The sequence below is a fragment of the Pseudoduganella buxea genome, from assembly GCF_009720835.1.
GTDB classification, from domain to species: Bacteria; Pseudomonadota; Gammaproteobacteria; order Burkholderiales; family Burkholderiaceae_D; genus Rugamonas; species Rugamonas buxea.
This window is the reverse complement of sequence record NZ_WNKZ01000013.1, coordinates 13659-35704: the sequence shown is the minus strand read 5'-3', so window position 1 is coordinate 35704 and position 22046 is coordinate 13659. Positions and strand designations below refer to the sequence as shown.

General features: G+C 65.3%; 22 protein-coding genes and 5 tRNA genes. All 27 read right to left on the bottom strand.

All coding sequences use genetic code 11. From position 1 onward, the window contains the following. Positions 1 to 28 precede the first annotated feature (28 nt). The 27 genes from GM672_RS07150 to fabG all read right to left on the bottom strand — a co-directional run bounded on the left by GM672_RS07150 (position 29) and on the right by fabG (position 22022). Positions 29 to 604 (bottom strand): outer membrane beta-barrel protein, encoded by a 576-nt coding sequence (locus GM672_RS07150; RefSeq protein ID WP_170299961.1) that lies wholly within the window; start codon positions 602 to 604, stop codon positions 29 to 31. A 139-nt stretch (positions 605 to 743) separates the two neighbouring features. Continuing rightward, positions 744 to 2297, bottom strand: a complete 1554-nt coding sequence (locus tag GM672_RS07145) for a carboxylesterase/lipase family protein (protein ID WP_155469840.1) — start codon at positions 2295 to 2297, stop codon at positions 744 to 746. Between the two features lie 85 nt (positions 2298 to 2382). Next, a complete protein-coding gene (locus GM672_RS07140; protein ID WP_155469839.1) occupies positions 2383 to 3822 on the bottom strand; it encodes an esterase-like activity of phytase family protein in 1440 nt (479 codons plus the stop codon). A 67-nt stretch (positions 3823 to 3889) separates the two neighbouring features. Further along, positions 3890 to 4774, bottom strand: coding sequence for a sulfurtransferase (locus GM672_RS07135; protein WP_229427673.1), 885 nt, complete (start codon positions 4772 to 4774; stop codon positions 3890 to 3892). A gap of 67 nt (positions 4775 to 4841) precedes the next feature. Continuing rightward, positions 4842 to 4917 (bottom strand) — tRNA-Gly (locus GM672_RS07130). A 27-nt stretch (positions 4918 to 4944) separates the two neighbouring features. After that, a tRNA-Cys gene (locus tag GM672_RS07125) sits at positions 4945 to 5018 on the bottom strand. A gap of 58 nt (positions 5019 to 5076) precedes the next feature. Beyond that, positions 5077 to 5152, bottom strand: a tRNA-Gly gene (locus GM672_RS07120). Positions 5153 to 5199: 47 nt separating this feature from the next. Then, positions 5200 to 5275, bottom strand: a tRNA-Gly gene (locus GM672_RS07115). 63 nt (positions 5276 to 5338) lie between these two features. Beyond that, positions 5339 to 5414 (bottom strand) — tRNA-Gly (locus GM672_RS07110). Positions 5415 to 5507: 93 nt separating this feature from the next. Continuing rightward, a complete protein-coding gene (gene pgsA / locus GM672_RS07105; RefSeq protein WP_155469837.1) occupies positions 5508 to 6092 on the bottom strand; it encodes a CDP-diacylglycerol--glycerol-3-phosphate 3-phosphatidyltransferase in 585 nt (194 codons plus the stop codon). 159 nt (positions 6093 to 6251) lie between these two features. After that, a complete protein-coding gene (gene uvrC, locus GM672_RS07100; RefSeq protein ID WP_155469836.1) occupies positions 6252 to 8150 on the bottom strand; it encodes an excinuclease ABC subunit UvrC in 1899 nt (632 codons plus the stop codon). Further along, a complete protein-coding gene (gene acpS / locus GM672_RS07095; protein ID WP_155469835.1) occupies positions 8147 to 8545 on the bottom strand; it encodes a holo-ACP synthase in 399 nt (132 codons plus the stop codon). The genes uvrC and acpS overlap by 4 nt, the downstream gene beginning before the upstream one ends. Then, on the bottom strand, positions 8542 to 9300 hold the full coding sequence (gene pdxJ, locus GM672_RS07090; RefSeq protein WP_155469834.1) for a pyridoxine 5'-phosphate synthase: 759 nt from the start codon (positions 9298 to 9300) through the stop codon (positions 8542 to 8544). The genes acpS and pdxJ overlap by 4 nt, the downstream gene beginning before the upstream one ends. Positions 9301 to 9311: 11 nt before the next feature. Beyond that, entirely contained in the window at positions 9312 to 10232 is a 921-nt protein-coding gene (gene recO, locus GM672_RS07085; protein ID WP_155469833.1) for a DNA repair protein RecO, read from the bottom strand. Between the two features lie 325 nt (positions 10233 to 10557). Next, on the bottom strand, positions 10558 to 11460 hold the full coding sequence (gene era, locus GM672_RS07080) for a GTPase Era (protein ID WP_155469832.1): 903 nt from the start codon (positions 11458 to 11460) through the stop codon (positions 10558 to 10560). Positions 11461 to 11475: 15 nt separating this feature from the next. After that, a complete protein-coding gene (gene rnc, locus GM672_RS07075) occupies positions 11476 to 12264 on the bottom strand; it encodes a ribonuclease III (protein ID WP_155469831.1) in 789 nt (262 codons plus the stop codon). Positions 12265 to 12281: 17 nt separating this feature from the next. Next, on the bottom strand, positions 12282 to 12692 hold the full coding sequence (locus tag GM672_RS07070) for a DUF4845 domain-containing protein (RefSeq protein ID WP_155469830.1): 411 nt from the start codon (positions 12690 to 12692) through the stop codon (positions 12282 to 12284). Positions 12693 to 12701: 9 nt separating this feature from the next. Then, on the bottom strand, positions 12702 to 13622 hold the full coding sequence (gene lepB, locus GM672_RS07065; protein WP_155469829.1) for a signal peptidase I: 921 nt from the start codon (positions 13620 to 13622) through the stop codon (positions 12702 to 12704). Further along, on the bottom strand, positions 13619 to 15412 hold the full coding sequence (lepA, locus tag GM672_RS07060) for a translation elongation factor 4 (protein WP_155469828.1): 1794 nt from the start codon (positions 15410 to 15412) through the stop codon (positions 13619 to 13621). The genes lepB and lepA overlap by 4 nt, the downstream gene beginning before the upstream one ends. 260 nt (positions 15413 to 15672) lie before the next feature. Continuing rightward, positions 15673 to 15921 carry a glutaredoxin family protein gene (locus GM672_RS07055; protein WP_155469827.1) on the bottom strand — a complete coding sequence of 83 codons (249 nt, stop codon included), beginning with the start codon at positions 15919 to 15921 and terminating at the stop codon, positions 15673 to 15675. 61 nt (positions 15922 to 15982) lie between these two features. Further along, positions 15983 to 17473, bottom strand: a complete 1491-nt coding sequence (locus tag GM672_RS07050) for a DegQ family serine endoprotease (protein WP_155469826.1) — start codon at positions 17471 to 17473, stop codon at positions 15983 to 15985. Between the two features lie 335 nt (positions 17474 to 17808). Then, complete coding sequence (locus GM672_RS07045) at positions 17809 to 18081, bottom strand: sigma-E factor negative regulatory protein (RefSeq protein ID WP_155469825.1); 273 nt, start codon at positions 18079 to 18081, stop codon at positions 17809 to 17811. A 57-nt stretch (positions 18082 to 18138) separates the two neighbouring features. Beyond that, the gene (gene rpoE / locus GM672_RS07040) at positions 18139 to 18741 is read right to left on the bottom strand and encodes an RNA polymerase sigma factor RpoE (protein ID WP_170299960.1); all 603 of its coding nucleotides are present in this window, start codon (positions 18739 to 18741) and stop codon (positions 18139 to 18141) included. Between the two features lie 129 nt (positions 18742 to 18870). Continuing rightward, on the bottom strand, positions 18871 to 19299 hold the full coding sequence (locus tag GM672_RS07035) for a protein YgfX (protein WP_155469824.1): 429 nt from the start codon (positions 19297 to 19299) through the stop codon (positions 18871 to 18873). A gap of 290 nt (positions 19300 to 19589) precedes the next feature. Beyond that, positions 19590 to 20834: a beta-ketoacyl-ACP synthase II gene (gene fabF, locus GM672_RS07030; RefSeq protein ID WP_155469823.1), complete on the bottom strand. Its 1245-nt coding sequence runs from the start codon at positions 20832 to 20834 to the stop codon at positions 19590 to 19592. 37 nt (positions 20835 to 20871) lie between these two features. Continuing rightward, positions 20872 to 21111: an acyl carrier protein gene (gene acpP, locus GM672_RS07025; protein WP_130188465.1), complete on the bottom strand. Its 240-nt coding sequence runs from the start codon at positions 21109 to 21111 to the stop codon at positions 20872 to 20874. A 164-nt stretch (positions 21112 to 21275) separates the two neighbouring features. Beyond that, positions 21276 to 22022 carry a 3-oxoacyl-ACP reductase FabG gene (gene fabG, locus GM672_RS07020; protein ID WP_155469822.1) on the bottom strand — a complete coding sequence of 249 codons (747 nt, stop codon included), beginning with the start codon at positions 22020 to 22022 and terminating at the stop codon, positions 21276 to 21278. Between the last annotated feature and the right edge of the window lie 24 nt (positions 22023 to 22046).

Genomic DNA, 22046 nt, shown 5'->3' with positions numbered 1-22046 from the left:
CGGCGGGCAGCAGAGCGCCGCGACACGCTCAGAAATCGAAGCGCAGGCCCAGTTGCAGCAGGTTGTGCGCGATGCTGGCCTTCGGCGTGCGCACCCTGCCGTAGGCCGCCACCTCGGCCACGGCCACCACGTTCGGCGTGATGCGGTAGTCCAACCCGACGGCGCCCATCAGGCGCGTCCTGTCGTTCTTCTCATGCAGGCCCGCTGGACCGTCGATGCGCAGGGTATTGTTCGCGATGCCGCCCTTGAAGTACCAGCCCAGGCGCTCGCCGATGGCAAAGCTGCGCTTGACGGCGATGTAGGCCAGTTTCGAATCGGCCGACGCACGCCCGCCGGAGGTGGCGAATTCGGCGTCCGTCATGCGGCCGAAGCCCCCTTCCAGTGCCCAGGCCTCGTCGAAGCGGTAGCCGCCGTAGGCCAGGACGGGCAATTCCCGCTCGCTCGGCTTGTGCACCGCGCCGGAAGGTTCGATCCAGCGCTGCTTGCCCTGGTTGCCGACGGCGATGCCGCCGTAGGCTTGCGCCAGCGCGGCCGAAGCGTGGCACGTGATGCCCAGGACCAGGGCCAGGGCCGGCAGCGAAGCAAACGAAATGGAGCGTTTCATGGAGTTCCTTTCACAGGCGTGCCGCCGGACCATCCGGCGGCATCGCGGCGCTAGTGTAGGGAACCCGGGAGGGCGGCGCATGTGCCATTCGTCATGGGAGACGTTCGATGCGCGGTGAATGCGTTTTTTTGTGGCCGGGCTATTCCGGCAGCGCCGGCGAACCCGGGTAATCACGGTCCCGGTACAGCAAGGCGCACAGGGCGCCGCGCGGATCGGCCACCGCTTCGATGCCGGAAGGTTCGATCGACAGCAGCATGTCATTGACGCCAGTAGCGGGCCAGTGCGACAGGCCGGGGCCGTTCGGGTCGCCCGTGCGGATGAAGTTGGCCCAGTAGCGCTGCAAAGGCGGCCACTCGGCGGCCCGGCTGTCGGCCGGCACGGCGCGGTACACGTAGCCCATCTCGGACGTGTGCTCTGGCGGCTTGCCCGTGCCGGGGGCGCCGAAGCCGAACTGGTAACGCCAGATGGACGATGCGGCGGGCGTGGCCTGCCCCATCTGCCGTGCCAGCCAGTGCGCGGGGCAGCGGAACCAGGCGTCCGTGACGAGCTGCGTCGGCATGCTGCCCAGCACCGGGTCGGATGCGGGTACTGTTCCCTCGCGGTATCCATACAAGGCAAGCGCCGCGTCGGCGTGGCGGCCGAAGGCGGCGCGGACCAGTGCCGGTGCCGTGTCGGCCCGGCGTTCGGCGCCCAGCTCCTGCGTGTTGCTGCCGATGAGGATGGCGATATCCCGCCCTGCCCCGGCCTGGTAGGCCTGGGCATACGGCAGCGGCAGCACGTGGCCGTCGACGTCCTGCTGCTCCCACAGGAAGCTGGGGTCGACGCCGGCGGGCGTTGGCAGGTTCTGGGCCGCCCCGTTGATGGCGTCAAAAGGCAGCGCGCGCAGCCGCGCCAGGCCGGCCGCGCCGCGCGGCAGCTTCAGGCGCTCCAGCAGCGCATTGCCGATGGCGTCAACCTGGGCGGGCGTGCGGGGCGCGCCCGGTGCCGGTGCCTGCAGGATGGCGCGCTGGAACAGCCCCCGCGCCAGCGGCGACAGGGTCAGGAACAGGGCGTCCGTGGCGCCGGCCGAATTGCCGGAGATCGTCACGTTGCCGGGGTCGCCCCCGAAGGCGGCGATATTGGCGCGCACCCAGCGCAGCGCGGCGATCTGGTCCAGCAGCCCGTAGTTGCCGGCGGACCCGTGCGGGTCCTCGGCGCGCAAGGCATCGAGCCCCAGGAACCCGAAGGCGCCCAGGCGGTACTGGGGCTTGACGACGACGATGCCCTCGCGGTGCAGTGCATCGTCAGCCAGGCTGCCGGCGCCGGCCGCCGCATTCGAGCCGCCATGGAAGTAGACCAGCACCGGCAAGGCTCGCCCCGGTGTGGGAGCGGGCGCGCGCAGCGACACGGTCAGGCAGTCCTCGCGCGCATTGGCGACGAAATCCTTGTTCCAGCCGATATCGGCCTGCACGCAGGCCGGCGCCATGGCGCTGGCGTCGAGCACGCCCTGCCAGGCGGGCCTTGGCGCGGGCGGCTTCCACCGCAGCGGGCCGGTCGGCGCGGCGGCATACGGGATGCCGTAATAGATCGTGCTGCCGTCGGCCATCGCCAGGCTGGCAACGGTGCCGCCGGTGGTCGCTACCGTGGGTGCCGCTACCGCCGTGCAGGCCAGCGCGAGGCTTGCCGCGGCGATTGATACGAAAACTTTCTTCATGCGCTACCTCCCCGCCCATTGTGGCGGGCGGCGCGGGCTTCCGGCAATTGCGAAACTCACCAAAGGCGCCGGTGAAATCCGCCGGCTACAGGTTCAGCGGCACCGGCAGGCGCACGAGGATGAACTCATTGTCGTCCGGGCGGTTGCGCTTGCGCGAGCCGCTGCCGCCCGGATAGTTGTTGTCGTTCACCAGCATCAGGGTGAAGCGGTCGACGATGCGCACCGCCTCCACGCACTCCATCGGGAAGGTAAAGATGCCGTCGATGGTGGCGCTGCCGGCGAGTTTGCGCGGGTCGGCGATCTTCATCAGGTCTACCACTTCTTCCTTGACCAGGTAGCCGTCGGCGCCGACCTTGTTCAAGTCGATCCTGTAGACCTTCTTGACCCGTGCCGCCACCCGGTCCGCGCCGCTGGCAGGGAAGCCGGCCCGCGCATCGCCCGCACCCCGGTCTTTTTCCACCACGAGGAATTCATGGTCGTTGATCGCCGTGATGTCGTTGACGGAGAAGATTTCCCTGACCGTCGCGCCGGCCGCGTTGACGTAGCTGCCGCTGCCGACACGGTAGGAATAGGCCACCGGCAGGTAGGCGTTGGCGGCGATGTCGAACACGTTCAGGATGCGGCGCTGCGGGTCGGTGTCGGTGACGAGGTCCTTTTCCAGCAAGGTGTAGATGCGCTTGCGGGCCGGGTCGATCGTCATGCTCTCGAAGCCGCCGGAGTTGGGCAGGTTGGGGGTGGCCGTGCCCAGCTCGGGATTGCTGGGCGACTGCACCAGCGGGTTGCCGCCCAGCTTGAGCGTATTGGGCAGCGGCACGGCCCTGGCCAGCACCTTGCCGCTGCGGTCCGTCTTGACGAGGTAGGGGCCGAATTCGTCACCGAACCAGAAATTGCCGTCGGCGTCGACGACCATCGATTCCAGGTCGAGGTCACCGCCCGTCAGCAGGCGGCCGGACTTGATCGACGGGTCGACCGGCAAGGTGGCACCGCCGTTGGTGATGCCCGGGTAGTTGGCGCCGTCGGCAACGATGGCGAAGCCCAGCTTGCGGTCCGGGTCGCGCAGGCGCATGAAGGCGGTCGTGTCGAAGGCGGCGGCATTGTCGCAGGTGGTGAACTGCGCGGGCGCCACCTTGCCCGTGACCCAGTCAGGCTTGACGGCATACACGTGCAGCAGCGCGTTCGGCGAGGCCGGCTTGCTGCCGAAACCATTGTCCTGCATCAGGTAGAAGCAGCCGGGCACGGGGCCCTGGGCCAGCGCCGAGAAGCCCTGCATGGGCTGCTTGTTCACGAAGGGCAGCGTGTAGCCATGGGTGCCGGTGGCGCTGGCGTAGTCGGCGCCGCTGATGTACTGGCCGGAGGACGGCCCTTCCACGTACGAGTCGGCCGGCAGGCTGGCGAAGCCAATCAGGGTGGGGACGGAAACGGCCTCGGAACCGACGGGACCATCGCCGCCGCAGGCGGTCAGGTTCAGGGCCAGCAAGGCGGCACCGGCCAGGGTGGTCAGGGACGAACGGGAAAATGGATGCATGGGCGTTAACGGGAATTCAAGGGCCCTGCAGTCTAGGACGGCCGCATGACGCGGTCATGACAAGAAGCTAAGGCGGGCCGCGCCGCACCGGGTTGGCCGGGTCGCTGCTCCACTCGTACCAGCCGCCGTCGTACACGGCGATGCGGGGCCAGCCCAGGAGCCAGGCGTGGTAGAAGGCCAGCGAGGCGCGCCAGCCCGTGCCGCAATAGAAGGCCGTCTCCAGGCCCGCATGGATGCCGGCCTCGCGCCACATGGCCTCGATCGCCGCGCCGGGCAGCATGCGCCCGTCCGGCCCCTGGTAGGCGCTCATGCTGTTGACGTCCCCTTCCCGGCCAGCCCTGCCCCAGCGCGCGTCGGCGATGTCGCCCCGCGCGCTGATGTAGCTGTAGCCGGAGGTGGCGCCGCTGTATTCGCTCCACGTGCGGATGCTGGCCAGCACGCCATCGGGCCGCGCCAGCAGCGCTTTCGCCTGCGCGGTACCGATCAGGAAGTCCGGGCGGCCCGGGAACGGCACACCGAAATCGTCGATACCCTCGGGCTGGCGGCCCGGCCCGGCGGCGAGCGGATGGCCTTCGGCGCACCAGGCGGCATGGCCACCGTCCAGCAGGCGCACGTCGCGCACGCCCGCATACAGCATCAGGTGGGCTGCGCGCGCCGCCGCCAGCGGATTGCGGCCATACAGGATGACGCTCGTGTCGTGGCGGATGCCGTGCGCCAGCAGCACGGCCAGCAGCGCCGCATCCGGCACCTTGTTGAACAGGGGCGGCGTTTCCAGCGTATTCGTGTCGAGATAGGCGGCACCGGGAATATGGGCGGCGCAGAACTGCGCGTGGCCGTTGCAGCCCACTTCGAGCAGCAGGCTGCCGGCGTCCCACCCCTGCCGCGCCAACGCTGCCGGCGCGACCAGCTGGCGCGGGCTGGCAGTAAGGACGGGAGCGGAGGAAAGGTTCACGCGAGCGTTCCCGACAAGTGGGGTGGAATGCAAAAAGGGCAGCCACATCGGCTGCCCTTCTTTATATTGGAGCGGGAGAAGAGTCTCGAACTCTCGACCTCAACCTTGGCAAGGTTGCGCTCTACCAACTGAGCTACTCCCGCGTGGAGTATCGACTACACCAAAAAACCTGGAGGCGAGGATCGGAGTCGAACCGACCTAGACGGCTTTGCAGGCCGCTGCATAACCGCTTTGCTACCTCGCCAGAGGAAACTGTTACTACCAGAGGCCAGCGCGGTTAACCGCTGGCGTCCTTGAATTCTTGGAGCGGGAGAAGAGTCTCGAACTCTCGACCTCAACCTTGGCAAGGTTGCGCTCTACCAACTGAGCTACTCCCGCATCGGAGCTTTCTTTTACTGCTTTTATTACGCTGCCAGCCTGTCGACTGGAGCGGGAGAAGAGTCTCGAACTCTCGACCTCAACCTTGGCAAGGTTGCGCTCTACCAACTGAGCTACTCCCGCATTTCAGGAACCGCATTATCGCAGAAACATCTCACAATGCCCAGCGAATGTTTGACAACTTTTTGGAGCGGGAGAAGAGTCTCGAACTCTCGACCTCAACCTTGGCAAGGTTGCGCTCTACCAACTGAGCTACTCCCGCTTCGCTGCAACTACTGTTTCTTTGCTGCGTCGTCATCAACAACAGGCCAGCATTATAGACCATACAGCTGGGCTGTCAAGTGCAACACTATTGTTAATCCAAGGTACCGGCTTTTTCCTTGATCAATGGCCAGGCCTTGCGCAGGTAATACAGCATGGACCACACCGTCAGCACGCTCGCCAGCCACAGCAGTTTCTCGCCCCAGTAGCGTGTGTCCAGCGCGCCCAGCACGACGTCGTAGTACAGCAGCGCAGGAATGGCCGTCATCTGCGCCGCCGTCTTGATCTTGCCGATGGAGTTCACCGCCACGGATTTCGACGCGCCCAGTTGCGCCATCCATTCGCGCAGCGCCGAGATGGTGATTTCGCGGCCGATGATGATGAAGGCGAGAATGGCGTTGCAGCGGTCGAGCTGCACGAGCACGAGCAAGGCGCCGGCCACCATCAGCTTGTCAGCGACGGGGTCGAGGAAGGCGCCGAAGGCCGACGTCTGGTTCCAGCGGCGCGCCAGGAAGCCGTCGAACCAGTCGGTGACGGCGGCAACGATGAAGACGAGGGTGGCAGCCAGGTTGCGGTCTTCCAGCGGCAGCCAGGCGGCGGGAAGGTAGAACACGCCCACGACCAGGGGAATCAGCGCAACGCGCAGCCAGGTCAGGAGAATCGGAATGTTAAAGGGCATAGAGACGGCGGAGTGTAGGAATTGTTATAACGCGCCGCTAGTCTACCCTGCCGCAGGGCCTAATGCCAGCAAGCACGATTCGTTAGGGGGAATTTAAGTGCCGGGGCCGCGGACAGCACCTTTGGTACGGCAAGGCGTCGCAACAACGCCATGCGCGTTTCAATGGAGACGACGGTAGATCTCTTCGGCCAGCTTGCCGGATATGCCCTCCACCGACATCAGGTCCTCCACGCTGGCATTGACGACGCCGCGCAGGCCGCCGAAACGGGCCAGCAGACGCTGGCGGCGCTTGGCGCCGATGCCTTCGATCTCTTCCAGGCTCGACGTCTGGCGCGTCTTGGCGCGCTTGGCGCGCATGCCCGTGATGGCGAAGCGGTGGGCTTCATCGCGGATCATCGCCACCAGCATCAGGGCCGCCGATTCCTTGCCCAGTTCCTGCGGTGCGCGGCCGTCGACGAAGACCAGCGTCTCCAGGCCCACGCGCCGGCCCTCCCCTTTCGCCACGCCGACGATCAGGCCGATGTCCAGCCCCAGTTCGACGAAGACCTGGCGCGCCATCTCGACCTGGCCCTTGCCGCCGTCGATCAGCACGATGTCGGGCATGACGCCGTCGCCATTGGCCACCTTCTCGTAACGGCGCGTCAGCACCTGGCGCATGGCGGCGTAATCGTCGCCCGGCGTGATGTCGTTGATGTTGTAGCGGCGGTATTCGCCGTTCTGCATCTGGTGGTGATGGAACACGACGCAGGAAGCCTGCGTGGCCTCGCCCTGCGTGTGGCTGATGTCGAAGCACTCGACGCGCAAGGTTTCGATATCGTCCGTCTCGATGCCCAGTGCATCGACCAGCGCGCGCGTGCGCAGCTGCTGCGAGCCCTGTTCCGACAGCAGCCGCGCCAGCGAGATCTCGGCGCCCTTCTGCGCCAGCTCCAGCCACTGGCGGCGCTGGCCCTGCGGCTGGAACAACAGGTTGATGCGGTGGCCGCACTGCTGCTGCAGGGCGATCATCAATTCCGGCTGGTCGAACTCGATGTTCAGGATCAGCACCCCGGGGATGTACTTTTCCGTGTAGTGCTGGACCAGGAAGGCGGCCAGCACCTCGACGTCGATCGACTGCTCGGCCACGGCCTCGGCATCCATCACGTGGGTGGGGAAGTAGGCGCGGTCGCCCAGGTGGCGCCCGCCCCGCACCATGGCCAGGTTGACGCAGGCGCGTCCGCCCTGCACCACCACGGCGATGATGTCGACGTCGGCGTCGCCCGTGGTTTCCATGCTTTGCTGGTGCAGCACCTTCGACAGGGCCTGGATCTGGTTGCGCACGCCGGCGGCCTGCTCGAACTTCAGGTCGGAAGCGAAGCCGTGCATCTTCTTCTCCAGCTCCTCCATCACTTCGCTGGTGCGGCCGCGCAGGAAGCGCGCGGCGTTGTTGACGTCCGTGCGGTATTCCTCGGGCTGGATCGCGCCCACGCACGGCGCGCTGCAGCGGCCGATCTGGTGCAACAGGCACGGGCGCGTGCGGTTCTGGTAGACGCTGTCCTCGCAGGTGCGCAGCATGAACACGCGCTGCAGGATCTGCATCGATTCCTTCACGGCCCACGCCGACGGGAACGGCCCGAAGTACTGGTTCTTCTTGTCGACCGCGCCCCGGTAGTAGGCCATGCGCGGCACGTCCTCGCCCGTCAGCTTCAGGTAGGGATACGATTTATCGTCGCGGAACAGGATATTGAAGCGGGGCTGCAGCGACTTGATCAGGTTGTTTTCAAGGATCAGCGCCTCGGCCTCGCTGTGCGTGACCGTCGTCTCCAGCCGGGCGATGCGTTCGACCATCATGGCGATGCGCGGGCTCGAATGGTTCTTCTGGAAGTAGCTCGATACGCGCTTCTTCAGGTCGCGCGCCTTGCCGACATACAGCACCTTGTCGTCGGCGTCGAAATAGCGGTACACGCCCGGCAGGTTCGGCAGCTTGGCCACGGTGGCCAGCACCTCTTCGCGCGTGGGCTTGTTCACCACGGGCGGCACCGGTGCGGCTTGCGGTACGGAGTCTTGCGTCGGTTCGGTCATTCGCTTGCCTGCTCCACGATCGCGAAAGCGACCGCGTAATCCTCTTCATCGCTGACGGAGACCTGCACCGTCAGCCGGTTCTGTTCCAGGTACTGCAGCAGCGCGCCCCCGCAGACGAATTCGGGCTTGCCGTTGTCCGCGTTCAGCAGCTGCGCGGCGGGCCACGTCATCGGCGCGCGCAGCCCGATGCCCAGGGCCTTCGACAGCGCTTCCTTGGCGGCGAAGCGGGTGGCGACATAGCGCACGCCCCGCGTCGGATGGCCTGCGGCGCGCGCGCGGTACACCGCCATTTCCTGCGGCCCGAGGATCTTCTGCGCGAAGCGCTCGCCGTGGCGCGCCAGGGCTTGCGCGATCCGCGGGATCTTGCAGATGTCCGTGCCGACGCCGTGGATCATCGCGCTCCGAGCCGGGTCGACACCATGATGGCCTTCATCTCGCGCACGGCATTCTCCCAGCCGACGAACACGGCATGGCCGACGATGGCGTGGCCGATGTTCAGCTCCGCGATATCGGGAATGGCGGCAATGGCCTGCACGTTGGTGTAATGCAGGCCGTGGCCCGCATTGACCTTCAGGCCCTGCTGTACGCCCCAGCGCACGCCCCGCTTGATGCGTTCCAGCTCGGCCAGCTGGGCCTCGCCTTCGGCGTCCGCGTAGGCACCCGTGTGCAGTTCGATGACGGGCGCGCCGACATCGGCGGCGGCGGCGATCTGCGCCTCGTCCGCATCGATGAACAGGCTCACGCGAATGCCCTCGCCCTGCAGCTGCTTCACGGCGGCCGCCACCTCGGCGTGGAAGCGCACGACGTCGAGGCCCCCTTCCGTGGTGATCTCGGTGCGTTTTTCCGGCACCAGGCAGACGTCGGCCGGGCGAATGCGGCAGGCGAAATCGATCATCTCCTGCGTCACGGCCGCTTCCAGGTTCATGCGCGTCATCAGCTGCGGCGCCAGCGCAATCACGTCGGCATCCTTGATGTGGCGGCGGTCTTCGCGCAGGTGCAGGGTGATGCAGTCGGCACCGGCCTGCTCGGCCAGCAAGGCCGCGCGGATCGGGTCGGGATAGGCCGTGCCGCGCGCGTTGCGCAACGTGGCGACGTGGTCGATATTGACGCCCAGGTCGATGACGGGGCAGGCGGGGTGCAGGTAGCTCATGTTGTTGTTCTCTACAGTTGCATCAGGTCGATAAGAATCTGGCGGGTGTTCAGCGGCGTGCCGTTCAGGTGGTAGGCCAGCAGGAAGCGCATCAGCTGCTTGCTTTGCGCCTGGGTTGCGGCATCCTGGTAGTCCTCGCGCTCCATGTCGAGCAGCGTCTTGCCGGACACGCGCGGCGCCGCATCGTCCTCGCGCACGGGACGGGGCCCGCGCTCGGGCTCCACCACGTACTGTACCTCGGCCAGCACGCGCGTGCGCGTGGCCGTGCAGCGCGTCAGGTCGGCGGCCACGCCCGTCTCCTTAAGTAGGGCCGTTTCGAACTTTCGCAAGACGATGGGGGGCGGCTCCAGGTGGGCCAGCTGGTTCAGGGTGGCGACGTAGTGATCGAACAGCACCGGGTGGGCATCGTCGCGCGCCAGCAGTTTCACCAGCAGCTCGTTCAGGTAGAAGCCGCACAGCAGCGCCGTCTTCTCCAGCGGCAGCATGCCGCCGACCCAGTCCGCGTCCGTCAGGGTGCGCAGCTCGTTCTTGCCGGTCCAGCTGGCCGACAGGGGCTGGAAGGTCTGCAGCACGCCCCGCAACTGCGAGTGCGGCCGCTTGGCCCCTTTCGCGATCAGCGCCACGCGGCCGAAGTCGCGCGTCAGCAATTCGACGATGAGGCTGGTTTCCTTGTACGGATAGCTGTGCAGCACGAAGGCCGGCTGGCCCTGCACCCGCGTGCCGGCGGTACGGGGCGCCGCGCGCCGGCGCACCTGGGTGGGGGGTGGGATGGGTGTGGGGGCGGTGGCTACTGCGGAGGCCGTGTCCTTGTCGGGGTCTGACCCCACGGTGGACACGGCCTCGGCAATAGCGACATCGGTGCTGGCGACCTCGGGGGTGGAGCCGGGGTTTCGGGAAGCATCGCTTTCCGCCGGCGTAGCGGGTGATGGCATGCCGGCCATCACCTCTCCAGGCACGGATCGCGACACGGGCTCGGCCACTACGGCATAGGCGACACCTTGCTGATGCGCTTCCAAGGCCGGGTCCGTGTCCACAATGGGGTCAGACCCCGACGTGGACACGGTCCCGACAGCAGTGGGACTGGATGAATGAACGGCCGAGCTCGTGTCTATGTCGGGGTCTGCAGGGGTGATGGCCTGGATGCCATCACCCGCTGCGCAGGCGGGAAGCGATGCCTCCCGGAACCCCTGCTCCGCCCCCAGAGTGCGAATAGTGGACACGGCCTCAACCGTCTTGCCGCGTTTCCGCATCGTGGCTTTATTCGTAGCCGTAGGCGCGCAGGCCGGCTTCGTTGTCGGCCCAGCCGGATTTGACCTTGACCCAGATCTCCAGGTAGACCGGGCCGCCGAACAGGCGCTCCATGTCCAGGCGCGACTGGCTGGACACTTCCTTCAGCCGGGCGCCCTTGTTGCCGATGATCATGGCCTTGTGGCCGTCCCGTTCGACGAGGATGGCGGCGAAGACGCGGCGCAGGTTGCCTTCCTGTTCGAATTTCTCGATCAGCACCGTGCTGGTGTACGGCAGTTCGTCGCCGACGAAGCGGAACAGCTTTTCACGGACGATTTCGGAGGCGAGGAATTTCTCGCTGCGGTCCGTGATGTCGTCCTCGCCGAAGACGGGGGCGTTCTCGGGCAGGAAGCGCTTGATTTCGTTCTGCAGGCCGTCCAGCTGGAAGCGCAGCTTGGCCGATACGGGCACGACGGCGGCGAAGTCGAACTTGGCCGCCACCTGCTGGGCGAACGGCAGCAGCACGGCCTTGTCCTTGACCCGGTCGGACTTGTTGATCACCAGGATCACCGGCACGTTTTTCGGCAGCAGGTCCACCACCTGCTGGTCGGCCGGGCCGAAGGTGCCCGCCTCGACCAGGTACAGGATCACGTCCGACGAGTCGAGCGTGTTGGTGACGGTCTTGTTCAGCGTCTTGTTCAGCGCATTGGCGTGCCGCGTCTGGAAGCCGGGCGTGTCGACGTAGATGAACTGGGCGTCGGGCACGGTCTGGATGCCGGTGATGCGGTGACGCGTCGTCTGGGCCTTGCGCGACGTGATGCTGACCTTGGCGCCGATCAGCGTGTTCATCAGCGTCGATTTGCCCACGTTCGGGCGGCCGACGATGGCGATATAGCCGCAGCGAAATGCCGCGGTGGTGGGTGCGTCTGTCATGGTGTGAATCTCGGTTTATTTGTTGGCGAGCTTTGTTTCCGCCGGGGGGTCGTTCTGGACCGTGGCGATGCCCGCCAGCTTCAGCTGGGCGGCGCGGGGCTTGCTCTTGCGGGCGGCGGCGGGCGCTCGTTGCATGGCCGTTTCGGCCACTTCCAGCGCCAGCTTGGCCGCCGCCTGTTCGCCGGCACGGCGGCTGCCGCCCCGGCCGTAGACCTGGATGCCCAGTTTCGGCACCAGGCATTCGATCTCGAATTCCTGGCTGTGCGCGGCGCCGTGGGTGGCGACGACGTTGTACAGCGGCAGCGAGATCTTCTTGCTTTGCAGGAATTCCTGCAGCAGGGTCTTGGCATCCTTGCCCAGGGTACGCGGGTCCACGGAATCGAGGATGGGGATGTAGAAGGCGCGGATGGTCCGGGCGGCCGCATCGAAGCCGGCATCGAGGAAGACGGCGCCCAGCAGGGCTTCGAGCGTATCGGCCAGGATCGACGGGCGGCGGAAGCCGCCCGACTTCAGTTCGCCCTCGCCCAGGCGCAGGAACTGCGACAGCTCCAGCTTCTGGGCGATTTCGAACAGGGACTGCTGCTTGACGAGGTTGGCGCGCAGGCGCGACAGGTCGCCCTCGTCGATGGCGTTGTAGCGTTCGTACAGGATGGCGGCCACGACGCAGTTCAGGATCGAGTCGCCCAGGAACTCCAGGCGTTCGTTATGCAAACTGCTGTGGCTGCGATGTGTCAGGGCCTGCTGCAGCAAGCCAGCATCCTGGAACGTGTGGCCTAGCCGTGTTTGCAATAACTGTAAATTCATCGATGATCGGGTTCCTGTCATTGCGCCTTGTCGGCGCCCGCCACTGCGGGGGCGGGTCCGTTCCTCGCGGTCGAGCCGCTGTATTCGAGCAGCAGGCTGGCCGGGCCCACCAGGTGGATCTTGCGGTCGTAGGCGAACGACACTTCCATCTCGCCATCGACGCGCTCGACCGACAGATCGCGGCCCGTGATCGAGGAAATATAGTTGGCCTCGGCGCTGCGGTCGAACGAGGCGCGGATTTCCTGCGGTGTCGTGCCGGCCGTCTTGGCCTTGGCAATGGCGCCCTTGATGGCGCGGTACTCCACATAGGTGGGCGCGACCTGCATGGCCAGCAAGCCCAGCACACCGAGCACGGCCAGCACGACGATCAGGCCCACCAGGGAGATGCCGCGCTGTGCGCCGGCCCGGTTCCGGATTGACCCTTGCATTGCCGCTCCTTAGTGGATGGCGCCGATCCGGCGCGGGTTGGACAGGTTCATCCACACGGCGACGGCCTTGCCAACGATATTCTTGTCAGGCACAAAACCCCAGTAGCGGCTGTCCGCGCTGTTGTCGCGGTTGTCGCCCATCATGAAGTAGTTGCCAGCTGGCACGACACACGTGAAGCCTTCCGAGCTGTAGGTGCACGCTTCCTTGTTCGGGAAGTCGCGCACGTCGCCGTAGTTCAAGGTCGGTGCCCGGTCGTCGTTCAGGATGCGGTGCTCGACGCCGGACAGGTTTTCCTTGAACTGCTTCTTGTAGACGAGGCTTTCGTCGTCCAGGTAATCGTCCTGCGCGGCATAACTGATGGGCTTGCCGTTGACGGTCAGTTTCTTGTTCTCGTAGGTGATCTTATCACCAGGCACGCCGACGACGCGCTTGATGTAGTCCTGGCTCATGTCCATCGGATACTTGAACACCATCACGTCGCCCCGCTGGGGATCGTTCAGCTGGACGATCTTCTGGTTGATGATGGGCAGGCGAATGCCGTAGGTGAACTTGTTCACGAGGATCAGGTCGCCCACCAGCAGGGTCGGCACCATCGACGACGACGGGATCTTGAACGGCTCGTACAGGAACGAGCGCAGGCAGAACACCAGCGCGATGACGGGGAAGAAGCTGCCCGAATACTCGATCCACGTCGGCTGGCGCAGCAAGGCCGCCTCGATCTGCGAACGGCTGGCCGTGTTGCTGTCGAGCTTGATGCCGTCGGCCGTCAGCTTGGCCGTGCGGGCATCGTAGTCGGCCAGCGCCTTGTCGGCGGCGGCGCGGCGCTGTTTCGACAGCACGACCAAGTCCAGGACCCAGATGATCCCCGTCACGACCATCAGGACGAACAGGATCAGCGCGAAATTGCCCAGGATGCTTTGCAGTGTCATTTCTCTTCCACTTGAAGAATTGCCAGGAATGCCTCTTGCGGGATCTCGACGGAACCCACCTGCTTCATGCGCTTCTTACCGGCCTTCTGCTTCTCCAGCAGTTTCTTCTTGCGGGAGATGTCGCCGCCGTAGCACTTGGCCAGCACGTTCTTGCGCAGCGCCTTGACGTTCTCGCGCGAGATGATGTTCGAGCCGATGGCGGCCTGGATGGCCACGTCGAACATCTGGCGCGGGATCAGTTCGCGCATCTTGGCCGCCACGGCGCGGCCGCGGTACGGCGCGTTCGAGCGGTGCACGATGATGGCCAGCGCGTCGACCTTCTCGCTGTTGATCAGCATGTCGACCTTGACGACGTCGGCGGCGCGGTATTCCTTGAACTCATAGTCCATCGAGGCGTAGCCGCGCGAGGTCGATTTCAGCTTGTCGAAGAAGTCCAGCACGATCTCGGCCATCGGCATCTCATACACCAGCTTGACCTGGCGGCCGTGGTAGGCCATGTCCAGCTGCAGGCCGCGCTTGGCGATGCACAGGGTGATGACGGAGCCGACATATTCCTGCGGCATATACAGGTTGACCGTGACGATCGGTTCCCGCACTTCCGTGATGTGCGACGGGTCCGGCATGCGCGACGGATTGTCGACGTTCATGATGGTGCCGTCGCGGCGTTCGACTTCGTACACGACGGTCGGTGCCGTCGTGATCAGGTCCATGTCGAACTCGCGTTCCAGGCGCTCCTGCACGATTTCCATGTGCAGCAGGCCCAGGAAGCCGCAGCGGAAGCCGAAGCCCAGCGCCTGCGACACTTCCGGCTCGTACATCAGGGCGGCGTCGTTCAGTTTCAGTTTCTCCAGCGAGTCGCGCAGCGCGTCGTACTGGTTGGCCTCGACGGGGAACAGGCCGGCGAACACCTGCGGCTGCACTTCCTTGAAGCCCGGCAGCGGCGCTTCGGCCGGCTTGGTGGCCGACGTGATCGTGTCGCCCACGCGGGCTACCTTCAGCTCCTTGATGCCGGCGATGACGAAACCCACCTGGCCGGCCGACAGCTGCGGCAGCGAAACGGAGCGCGGCGAGAAGATGCCGATGTCCTCGACCAGCTGCACGGAGTCGGTCGCCATCAGGCGGATCTTTTCCTTCGGCTTCATGGTGCCGTTGACAACCCGCACCAGCATGACGACGCCCACGTAGGCGTCATACCAGGAGTCGATGATCAGGGCCTGCAACGGTGCGTCCGGATCGCCTTTCGGCGCCGGCACCTTGGCGATGATCGATTCGAGCACGTCTTCCACGCCGAAGCCCGTCTTGGCCGAGCAGTGCACGGCGTCGCCGGCCTCGATGCCGATCACGTCCTCGATCTCGGCGATGGCATTGGGCGGGTCGGCGTTGGGCAGGTCGATCTTGTTCAGCACGGGCACCACTTCGACGCCCAGGTCCAGCGCCGTGTAGCAGTTCGCCACCGTCTGCGCTTCCACGCCCTGCGACGCGTCGACCACCAGCAGCGCGCCTTCGCAGGCCGACAGCGAGCGGCTCACTTCGTACGAGAAGTCGACGTGGCCTGGGGTGTCGATCAGGTTCAGGTTGTAGACCTGGCCGTCGCGCGCCTTGTATTTCAGCGCCGCCGTCTGGGCCTTGATCGTGATGCCGCGCTCGCGTTCCAGGTCCATCGAATCGAGCACTTGCGATTCCATCTCGCGGTCGGACAGGCCGCCGCACAGCTGGATGATGCGGTCAGCCAGGGTGGACTTGCCGTGGTCGATGTGGGCGATGATGGAAAAATTGCGAATGTTGTTCATTAAATTAAAAACGTATCAGACGACAGCAATACAAAAAGCGCTCTGGGCGGGAGCCCTGGCGAGCGCTTTGAAGAACCTCGAACACCTGTGCGGGCACGGCGGCACGCGCCTTCCGCTGTACGGACACATCGCGCAAGCCGGTCCGGGCGACCCGCCCGGGAAACGAAAGCTAGGAGAACCCCCGGCATTTTACCGGATTTCAGAGGGGAAAGCCCGAATTCTGACGGCACACGGGGGAAAACATGCAAATCTGTAAAGGATCAGCCGGCCAGCACGGCGCGCACACGCGCCTCGTCGAGGAAGTAATGGCACAGCTCGGGCTGCGCAAGGTCGGCGAACAGCACCGGGACCAGCTCGTCAAAGCGGGCCACCAGGGCCGGATCGGCATCGACGTCGATGACGTCGACGGTAAACGGCAGCTCGGGCGTGCGCAGCGCATTCAGGGCGTCCAGCATGTCCTGGCACAAGTGGCAGTAGCTGCGGGAGTACAGGGTGAAATGTGGAATCATCGGTGCAGGGGCGAAAAAAAGGCGGCGGCCCCATTCCCGCCGCCCCGTGGTCGGTCAGCGATCAGCGTGCCGTCGGCCGAAGCGAGACGAACTGCGACGTATCGCCACGGCGCACCAGCACGACCGACGGCTTCTTCGGATCGAGCTTGGCCACCAGCGCGGCAAACTGCTTGGCGTCGACGATGGCCGCATTGTTCAGCTGCAGCAGGATGTCGCCCTGGCGCAGGCCCGCGCCGGCCGCCACGCCTTCGGTGGCCTCGACCTTGACGCCGCCGGCCACGCCCAGCTCCTTCTTCTCGGCAGCGCTCAGGTCGCTGACCCTGAAGCCCAGCGCGTTGGCGGCCCCTTCGGCCTTCGGCTTGCTCGGTCCACCCCTGCCGGCCACGGTCGGCTGGTCCGATTCGCGCTCGACGACGGTGACGGGCAGGTCGACCATCGAACCCGTGCGCCAGACGGTGATGGTTGCCTTGCTGTTCGGCGTCGTGTTGCCCACCAGGCGCGGCAGGTCGGACGACTTGTTGATCTCCGTGCCGTTGAACTTGACGATGATGTCGCCCGGCTTCAGGCCTGCCTTGGCGGCCGGACCGCCCGGCTCCACCTGCGACACTTCGGCGCCTCGAGCACCCTTCAGGCCCAGCGATTCGGCCACTTCGCGGCTGACTTCACCGACGGACACGCCGATGCGGCCCCGCGTGACCTTGCCGGTTTTCTTCAGCTGGTCGGCCACGCGCATGGCCTCGTCGATCGGCACGGCAAAGGAAATGCCGTTGTAGCCGCCGGACAAGGTGGCGATCTGCGAGTTGATGCCGATGACTTCGCCGCGCATATTGATCAGGGGGCCGCCCGAGTTGCCCGGGTTGACGGCCACGTCGCTCTGGATCAGGGGCAGGTACTCGCCCGTGTCGCGCGACTTGGCGGAAATGATGCCGGCCGTGACGGTGTTTTCCAGGTTGAACGGCGAACCGATGGCGATCACCCACTCGCCCACGCGGATCTTCGACGGGTCGCCCATCGCCAGGGCCGGCAGCTTGGTGCCGTCGATCTTCAGCAGGGCCACGTCGGTGCTGACGTCCGAACCCAGTACCTTGGCCTTGAATTCGCGCTTGTCGGTCAAGGTGACGTACACCTCGTCGGCACCGGCCACGACGTGGGCATTGGTCAGCACGTAGCCGTCGGCCGACGTGATGAAGCCCGAACCGACGCCCCGCTGCACTTCCTGCTCCTGCGGCACGGCACGACGGTTGCCCCGGGGCACGCGCTGCTCGCCGCGCGGGGTCGGCATCTGGCCGCCGAAGAAGCGGCGGAAGAATTCCTGCATCTCGTCCTGGTCCGGCATGCCGTCGTCGCGCATCCGGAGGCGTTCGGTGGTGCGGATATTGACGACGGCGGGGCCGACCTTGTCGACCATGTCGCTGAAGTCGGGCAGGCCTGCCACGGACGGGGCCGCGGCCTGCACGGGTGCCAGGCCCAGCACGGCGGGAGCGAACAGGATACCCGCGCTGACCATCAGCGCCGACAAGGTTTTGCTACCAGCAGAGAAATTGGTTTTCATGGGAATAATATCTTTTTATGGTTGGTTCGATCCTGGGCAAGACGCGCGCCTTTGCATTATGGTAAGCGAAAACGCGCGTTGCAGCTCGCACAAGATGTTGCAGGCTACGGAGAATTTCAAGGGGCAAGATGTGCGGGGGGGGGGGCGTTTTGTTTGTTGCAATTTGTTGCCGCGGCTGGACAACGCTTCAGACCGGACCGAGAGGCAGGGTTCAGACCCGCCGGGACAGGCCCCGGGTCTGCTCCGGTCCGACCCCGCCTCGTGGTTTTGGGTGAACCGTTGACACGGCAGAATCCCAATCCCGAATCGCCAGCCTGCGCGGCGGAAAAAGACCTTCAGGCCTTCACGCCCTCCTGCCCGCGGACAGGCAGCTCTTCCAGCGCGAGGCGGGAAGCCAGCCGGGCAGCCAGCCGGCTGGCGAAGTCGGGCCCGGGCTCGGCGGCGGCGGCATCGGCGCGCAGGATTTCGCCGATCAGCTGGTAGGTGCGCCATCGGGCCTGGCCGTCCGGGTCGGCCATGGCGGCCATCGTCAGCTCGACGTCGCAGGCCGGCAGTTCGCCATCCACCATTGCTGAAATATTCTCCTGCAGCCGGGTCGAAGTTTTCATGGTTGCCGCCAAGTGTTAATCAGGAATTACAGGCACCGAACCGTCAGTGTTGAACGCTTACCAGCGCTTGTCAATCGGTGCATCGAGCAGCGGCCGCAGCTTGTCCGCGATCACTTCGCGGGCCCGGAAAATGCGACTGCGCACGGTGCCGATGGGACAGGTCATGATGTCGGAAATCTCTTCGTAGCTCAGTCCCTCGATCTCGCGCAGGATGATGGCCGTGCGCAGGTCGGCCGGCAAGGCCTCCATGGCGGCGTTCACCGTTTCCGCGATCTGCTTGCTCGCCAACATGGACTCGGGCGTGTTGATATCCCTGAGCCCCTCCCCTTCGTCGTAGGCTTCGGCTCCCTCGGCATCGGTATCGGTGGACGTGGGCGCGCGGCGCCGCTGCGTCACCAGGTAGTTCTTGGCCGTGTTGATGCCGATCCGGTACAGCCATGTGTAGAACGCGGAGTCGCCGCGGAAGAAGCGCAGCGCGCGGAAGGCCTTGATAAAGCTTTCCTGCACCACGTCTTCCGCTTCGGCCGAGTCATGCACGATGCGCGACACCAATCGCATCAGCCTGCGCTGATACTTCGATACGAGCAAGTCGAATGCCTGCCGCTCGCCTGCCTGGACTCGTTCGACCAGCAGCTGATCGCTCTCACGGTCTGTTGTCACACCATCTGCCCTCGGTGGCCTGCAGAACGGGCACTCCTAAGCTATAGAGTTAGCCTGCTGCAATTGGTTCAGGGGTTTCGCGGATTTTTTTCGTCGCTTGCTTGCACCCGCTTGCCGCGGTGCCGCAGGCTAGGCCCGGGCCGCGACCGCACGCAGCGCCAGTGCCAGCCGTCTTCGCTCGTCCGGCGCGACGCTGTCCGGCAGCACTGCCAGCCAGCACGCCGGGCCCGCCTCGGGCCGCAGCCGCAACAGCAACAGGCCGGGCCACAATGTCGACCCGGGCATCAGCCGCACCACCTGCCCCGCCCACTGCTGTGCGACCTCTTCCTTCCGGTATACCGCCAGCCTGACCTGGCCGACACCCGAAATATCAATGCGCGCCGGCTTGACTTGGCACCGTGGCCGGCATGCCGCCCACGCTGCCCCGGACAGCACAAAAGCCTGCAGGACGGGCCCTTCCAGCACGGCGCCGGCCAGCAGCGCGGCGCCGCAGGCGAGCGCGTGCAGCCTGCGCAGCGCCGGCGAGGGACGGATCAACGCGGACACGGCAATGGACATGATTTCCCCGGATCGACGACGCAATGGCACACGCAATGAAGCACGCAACGGGACGGGCAACGGGGAGCGCCGGCGGCTGCCGGGCGTGCATGGGACACGGGCGCGCCGATGACGGGGCGGTGCCGTGCCGGCGACGGGAAGGATGACCTGGGTTGACGGCCTGGGCGGACATGCTCCGGGCCAAAAGCAGAAAGGCGCGACATTGCTGCCGCGCCCCGATATCACCGCAACCTCTCAGCGCTCACTCCGGTGAGACCGGAGCAGGCCGAAGAAGTTCAACAAACTTTACATTAAATTTTGCCGAACACGAGGCTGCCGTTCGTTCCGCCGAAGCCGAACGAATTCTTGACGGCATACTGGATCGCCATCGGACGGGCGACATTGGCGCAGAAGTCCAGGTCGCATGCCGGGTCCTGGTTGAACAGGTTGATGGTGGGCGGCGCCACCTGGTGGTGGATCGCCAGCACGGTGAACACGGCTTCCAGGCCGCCCGCGCCACCCAGCAGGTGACCGGTCATCGACTTGGTCGAGCTGACCACCATGTTCTTCGCGTGCTCGCCGAAGGTGCGCTTGATGCCCGTCACTTCGGCCACGTCGCCCTGCGGCGTCGAGGTGCCGTGGGCATTGACGTACTGCACCTGGTCCGGGTTGATGCCGGCGTTCTTCAACGCCGCGATGGCCGACTTGCTGCCGCCGCTGCCGTCTTCCAGCGGCGACGTCATGTGGTAGGCATCCGCGCTCATGCCGAAGCCGTGCAGCTCGGCGTAGATCTTGGCGCCGCGCGCCTTCGCATGCTCGTATTCTTCCAGCACCATGACGCCGGCGCCCTCGCCCAGCACGAAGCCGTCGCGGTCCGTATCCCATGGACGGGACGCGGTAGCCGGATCGTCGTTGCGCGAGGACAGCGCCCGCGCCGTGGCGAAGCCGCCCAGGCCCAGCGGCGACACGGTCGATTCGGCACCGCCGGCGACCATGGCGTCGGCATCGCCGTATTCGATCAGGCGGGCCGCCGCACCGATGCTGTGCAGCCCGGTCGTGCAGGCGGTGACGATGGCCAGGTTCGGACCACGCATGCCGTATTTGATCGACAGGTTACCGGAGATCATGTTGATGATCGACGCCGGCACGAAGAACGGGGAAATACGGCGCGGACCGCGCTTGTCGTAATCTTCCTTCTGTTGTTCGATCATCGGCAGGCCGCCGATGCCCGAACCGATGATCACGCCGATGCGGTCGGCGTTCTCTTCGGTGACGACCAGACCGGAATCCTGGATCGCCTGGATGCCCGCAGCCATGCCGTAATGGATGAAGGTATCCATATGGCGGGCTTCCTTGGCGTCGAGGTACTGCTCGACGTTGAAGTTCTTGACCTCGCCGGCAAAGCGGGTCGAGAACGCACTGGCATCAAACTTGGTGATGTTGGCGATACCGGACTTACCCTCGGTAACTGCGCTCCACGCTTCGGCAATCGTATTGCCGATCGGGGACACGCAACCGAGGCCGGTAACCACCACACGACGGTTTTTGGAACTCAAGCGATTCTCCTGGAGTCGATCGGGTGCAGCGTAAAGCTTAGGCCTTGACGTGGTTCGTTGCGTAGTCGATGGCCTGCTGAACGGTGGTGATCTTTTCAGCTTGTTCGTCAGGGATTTCCATTTCGAACTCGTCTTCCAGTGCCATTACCAGCTCAACGGTGTCGAGGGAATCGGCGCCCAGGTCATCGACGAAGGACGATTCGTTCTTGATGTCTGCTTCGGCGACGCCCAGTTGTTCAGCGACGATCTTCTTTACGCGTTGTTCGATATCGGACATGTTATGGCTCCATTATGTATGTTACGGAAAGCGCGCATTTTATCAGGTTTGCGCGCTGAAAAACTAATTTCGGCTTCTGAACTCAGCTTAACCGAAATCACTAGTAAAAGACGGGAACATGCGGCTAAAACACCGTGTGCACCCCGCCATTCCTTATTCGTTCTTTACCCCATGTACATCCCGCCGTTCACGTGCAGGGTGGTGCCCGTGATGTAGGCCGCCTGCGGCGATGCGAGGAAGGCGCAGGCCGCGGCAATATCTTCCGGCTTGCCCAGGCGGCCCAGCGGAATCTGCGTCAGCAGCGCCGCATGCTGCTCTTCGCCCAGCGCCTTGGTCATGTCGGTGTCGATGAAACCGGGCGCGATGCAGTTGACGGTGATATTGCGGCTGCCGATCTCGCGTGCCAGTGCGCGGCTCATGCCTTCGACGCCGGCCTTGGCCGCCGCGTAGTTCATCTGGCCCGGATTGCCGGACGAGGCCACGACGGACGTGATGTTGATGATACGCCCGGCCTTGGCCTTCATCATGCCGCGCAGGACGGCGCGCGACAGGCGGCCGACGGCGGTCAGGTTGGTCAGGATGACCTTGTCCCACTCCTCGTCCTTCATGCGCATGGCCAGCTGGTCGGCCGTGATGCCGGCGTTGTTGACGAGGATGCCGATGGCGCCGAAGGCCTTGCCCACTTCGTCGATGACGGCGGCGCAGCGCTCGGCATCGGTGACGTTCAGCACGATGCCCTTGCCGGCTTCGGGACCGATCTCGGCCAGATAGGCGGAAATGGCCTCGGCGCCCGATTCGGTGGTGGCGGTGCCGACCACGCGGGCACCCTGGCGCGCCAGTTCCTGGGCGATGGCCTTGCCGATACCGCGCGAGGCGCCCGTGACGAGGGCAACTTGATTGGACAGATTCATTGGAGCATCCCTTCTATGTGGAGT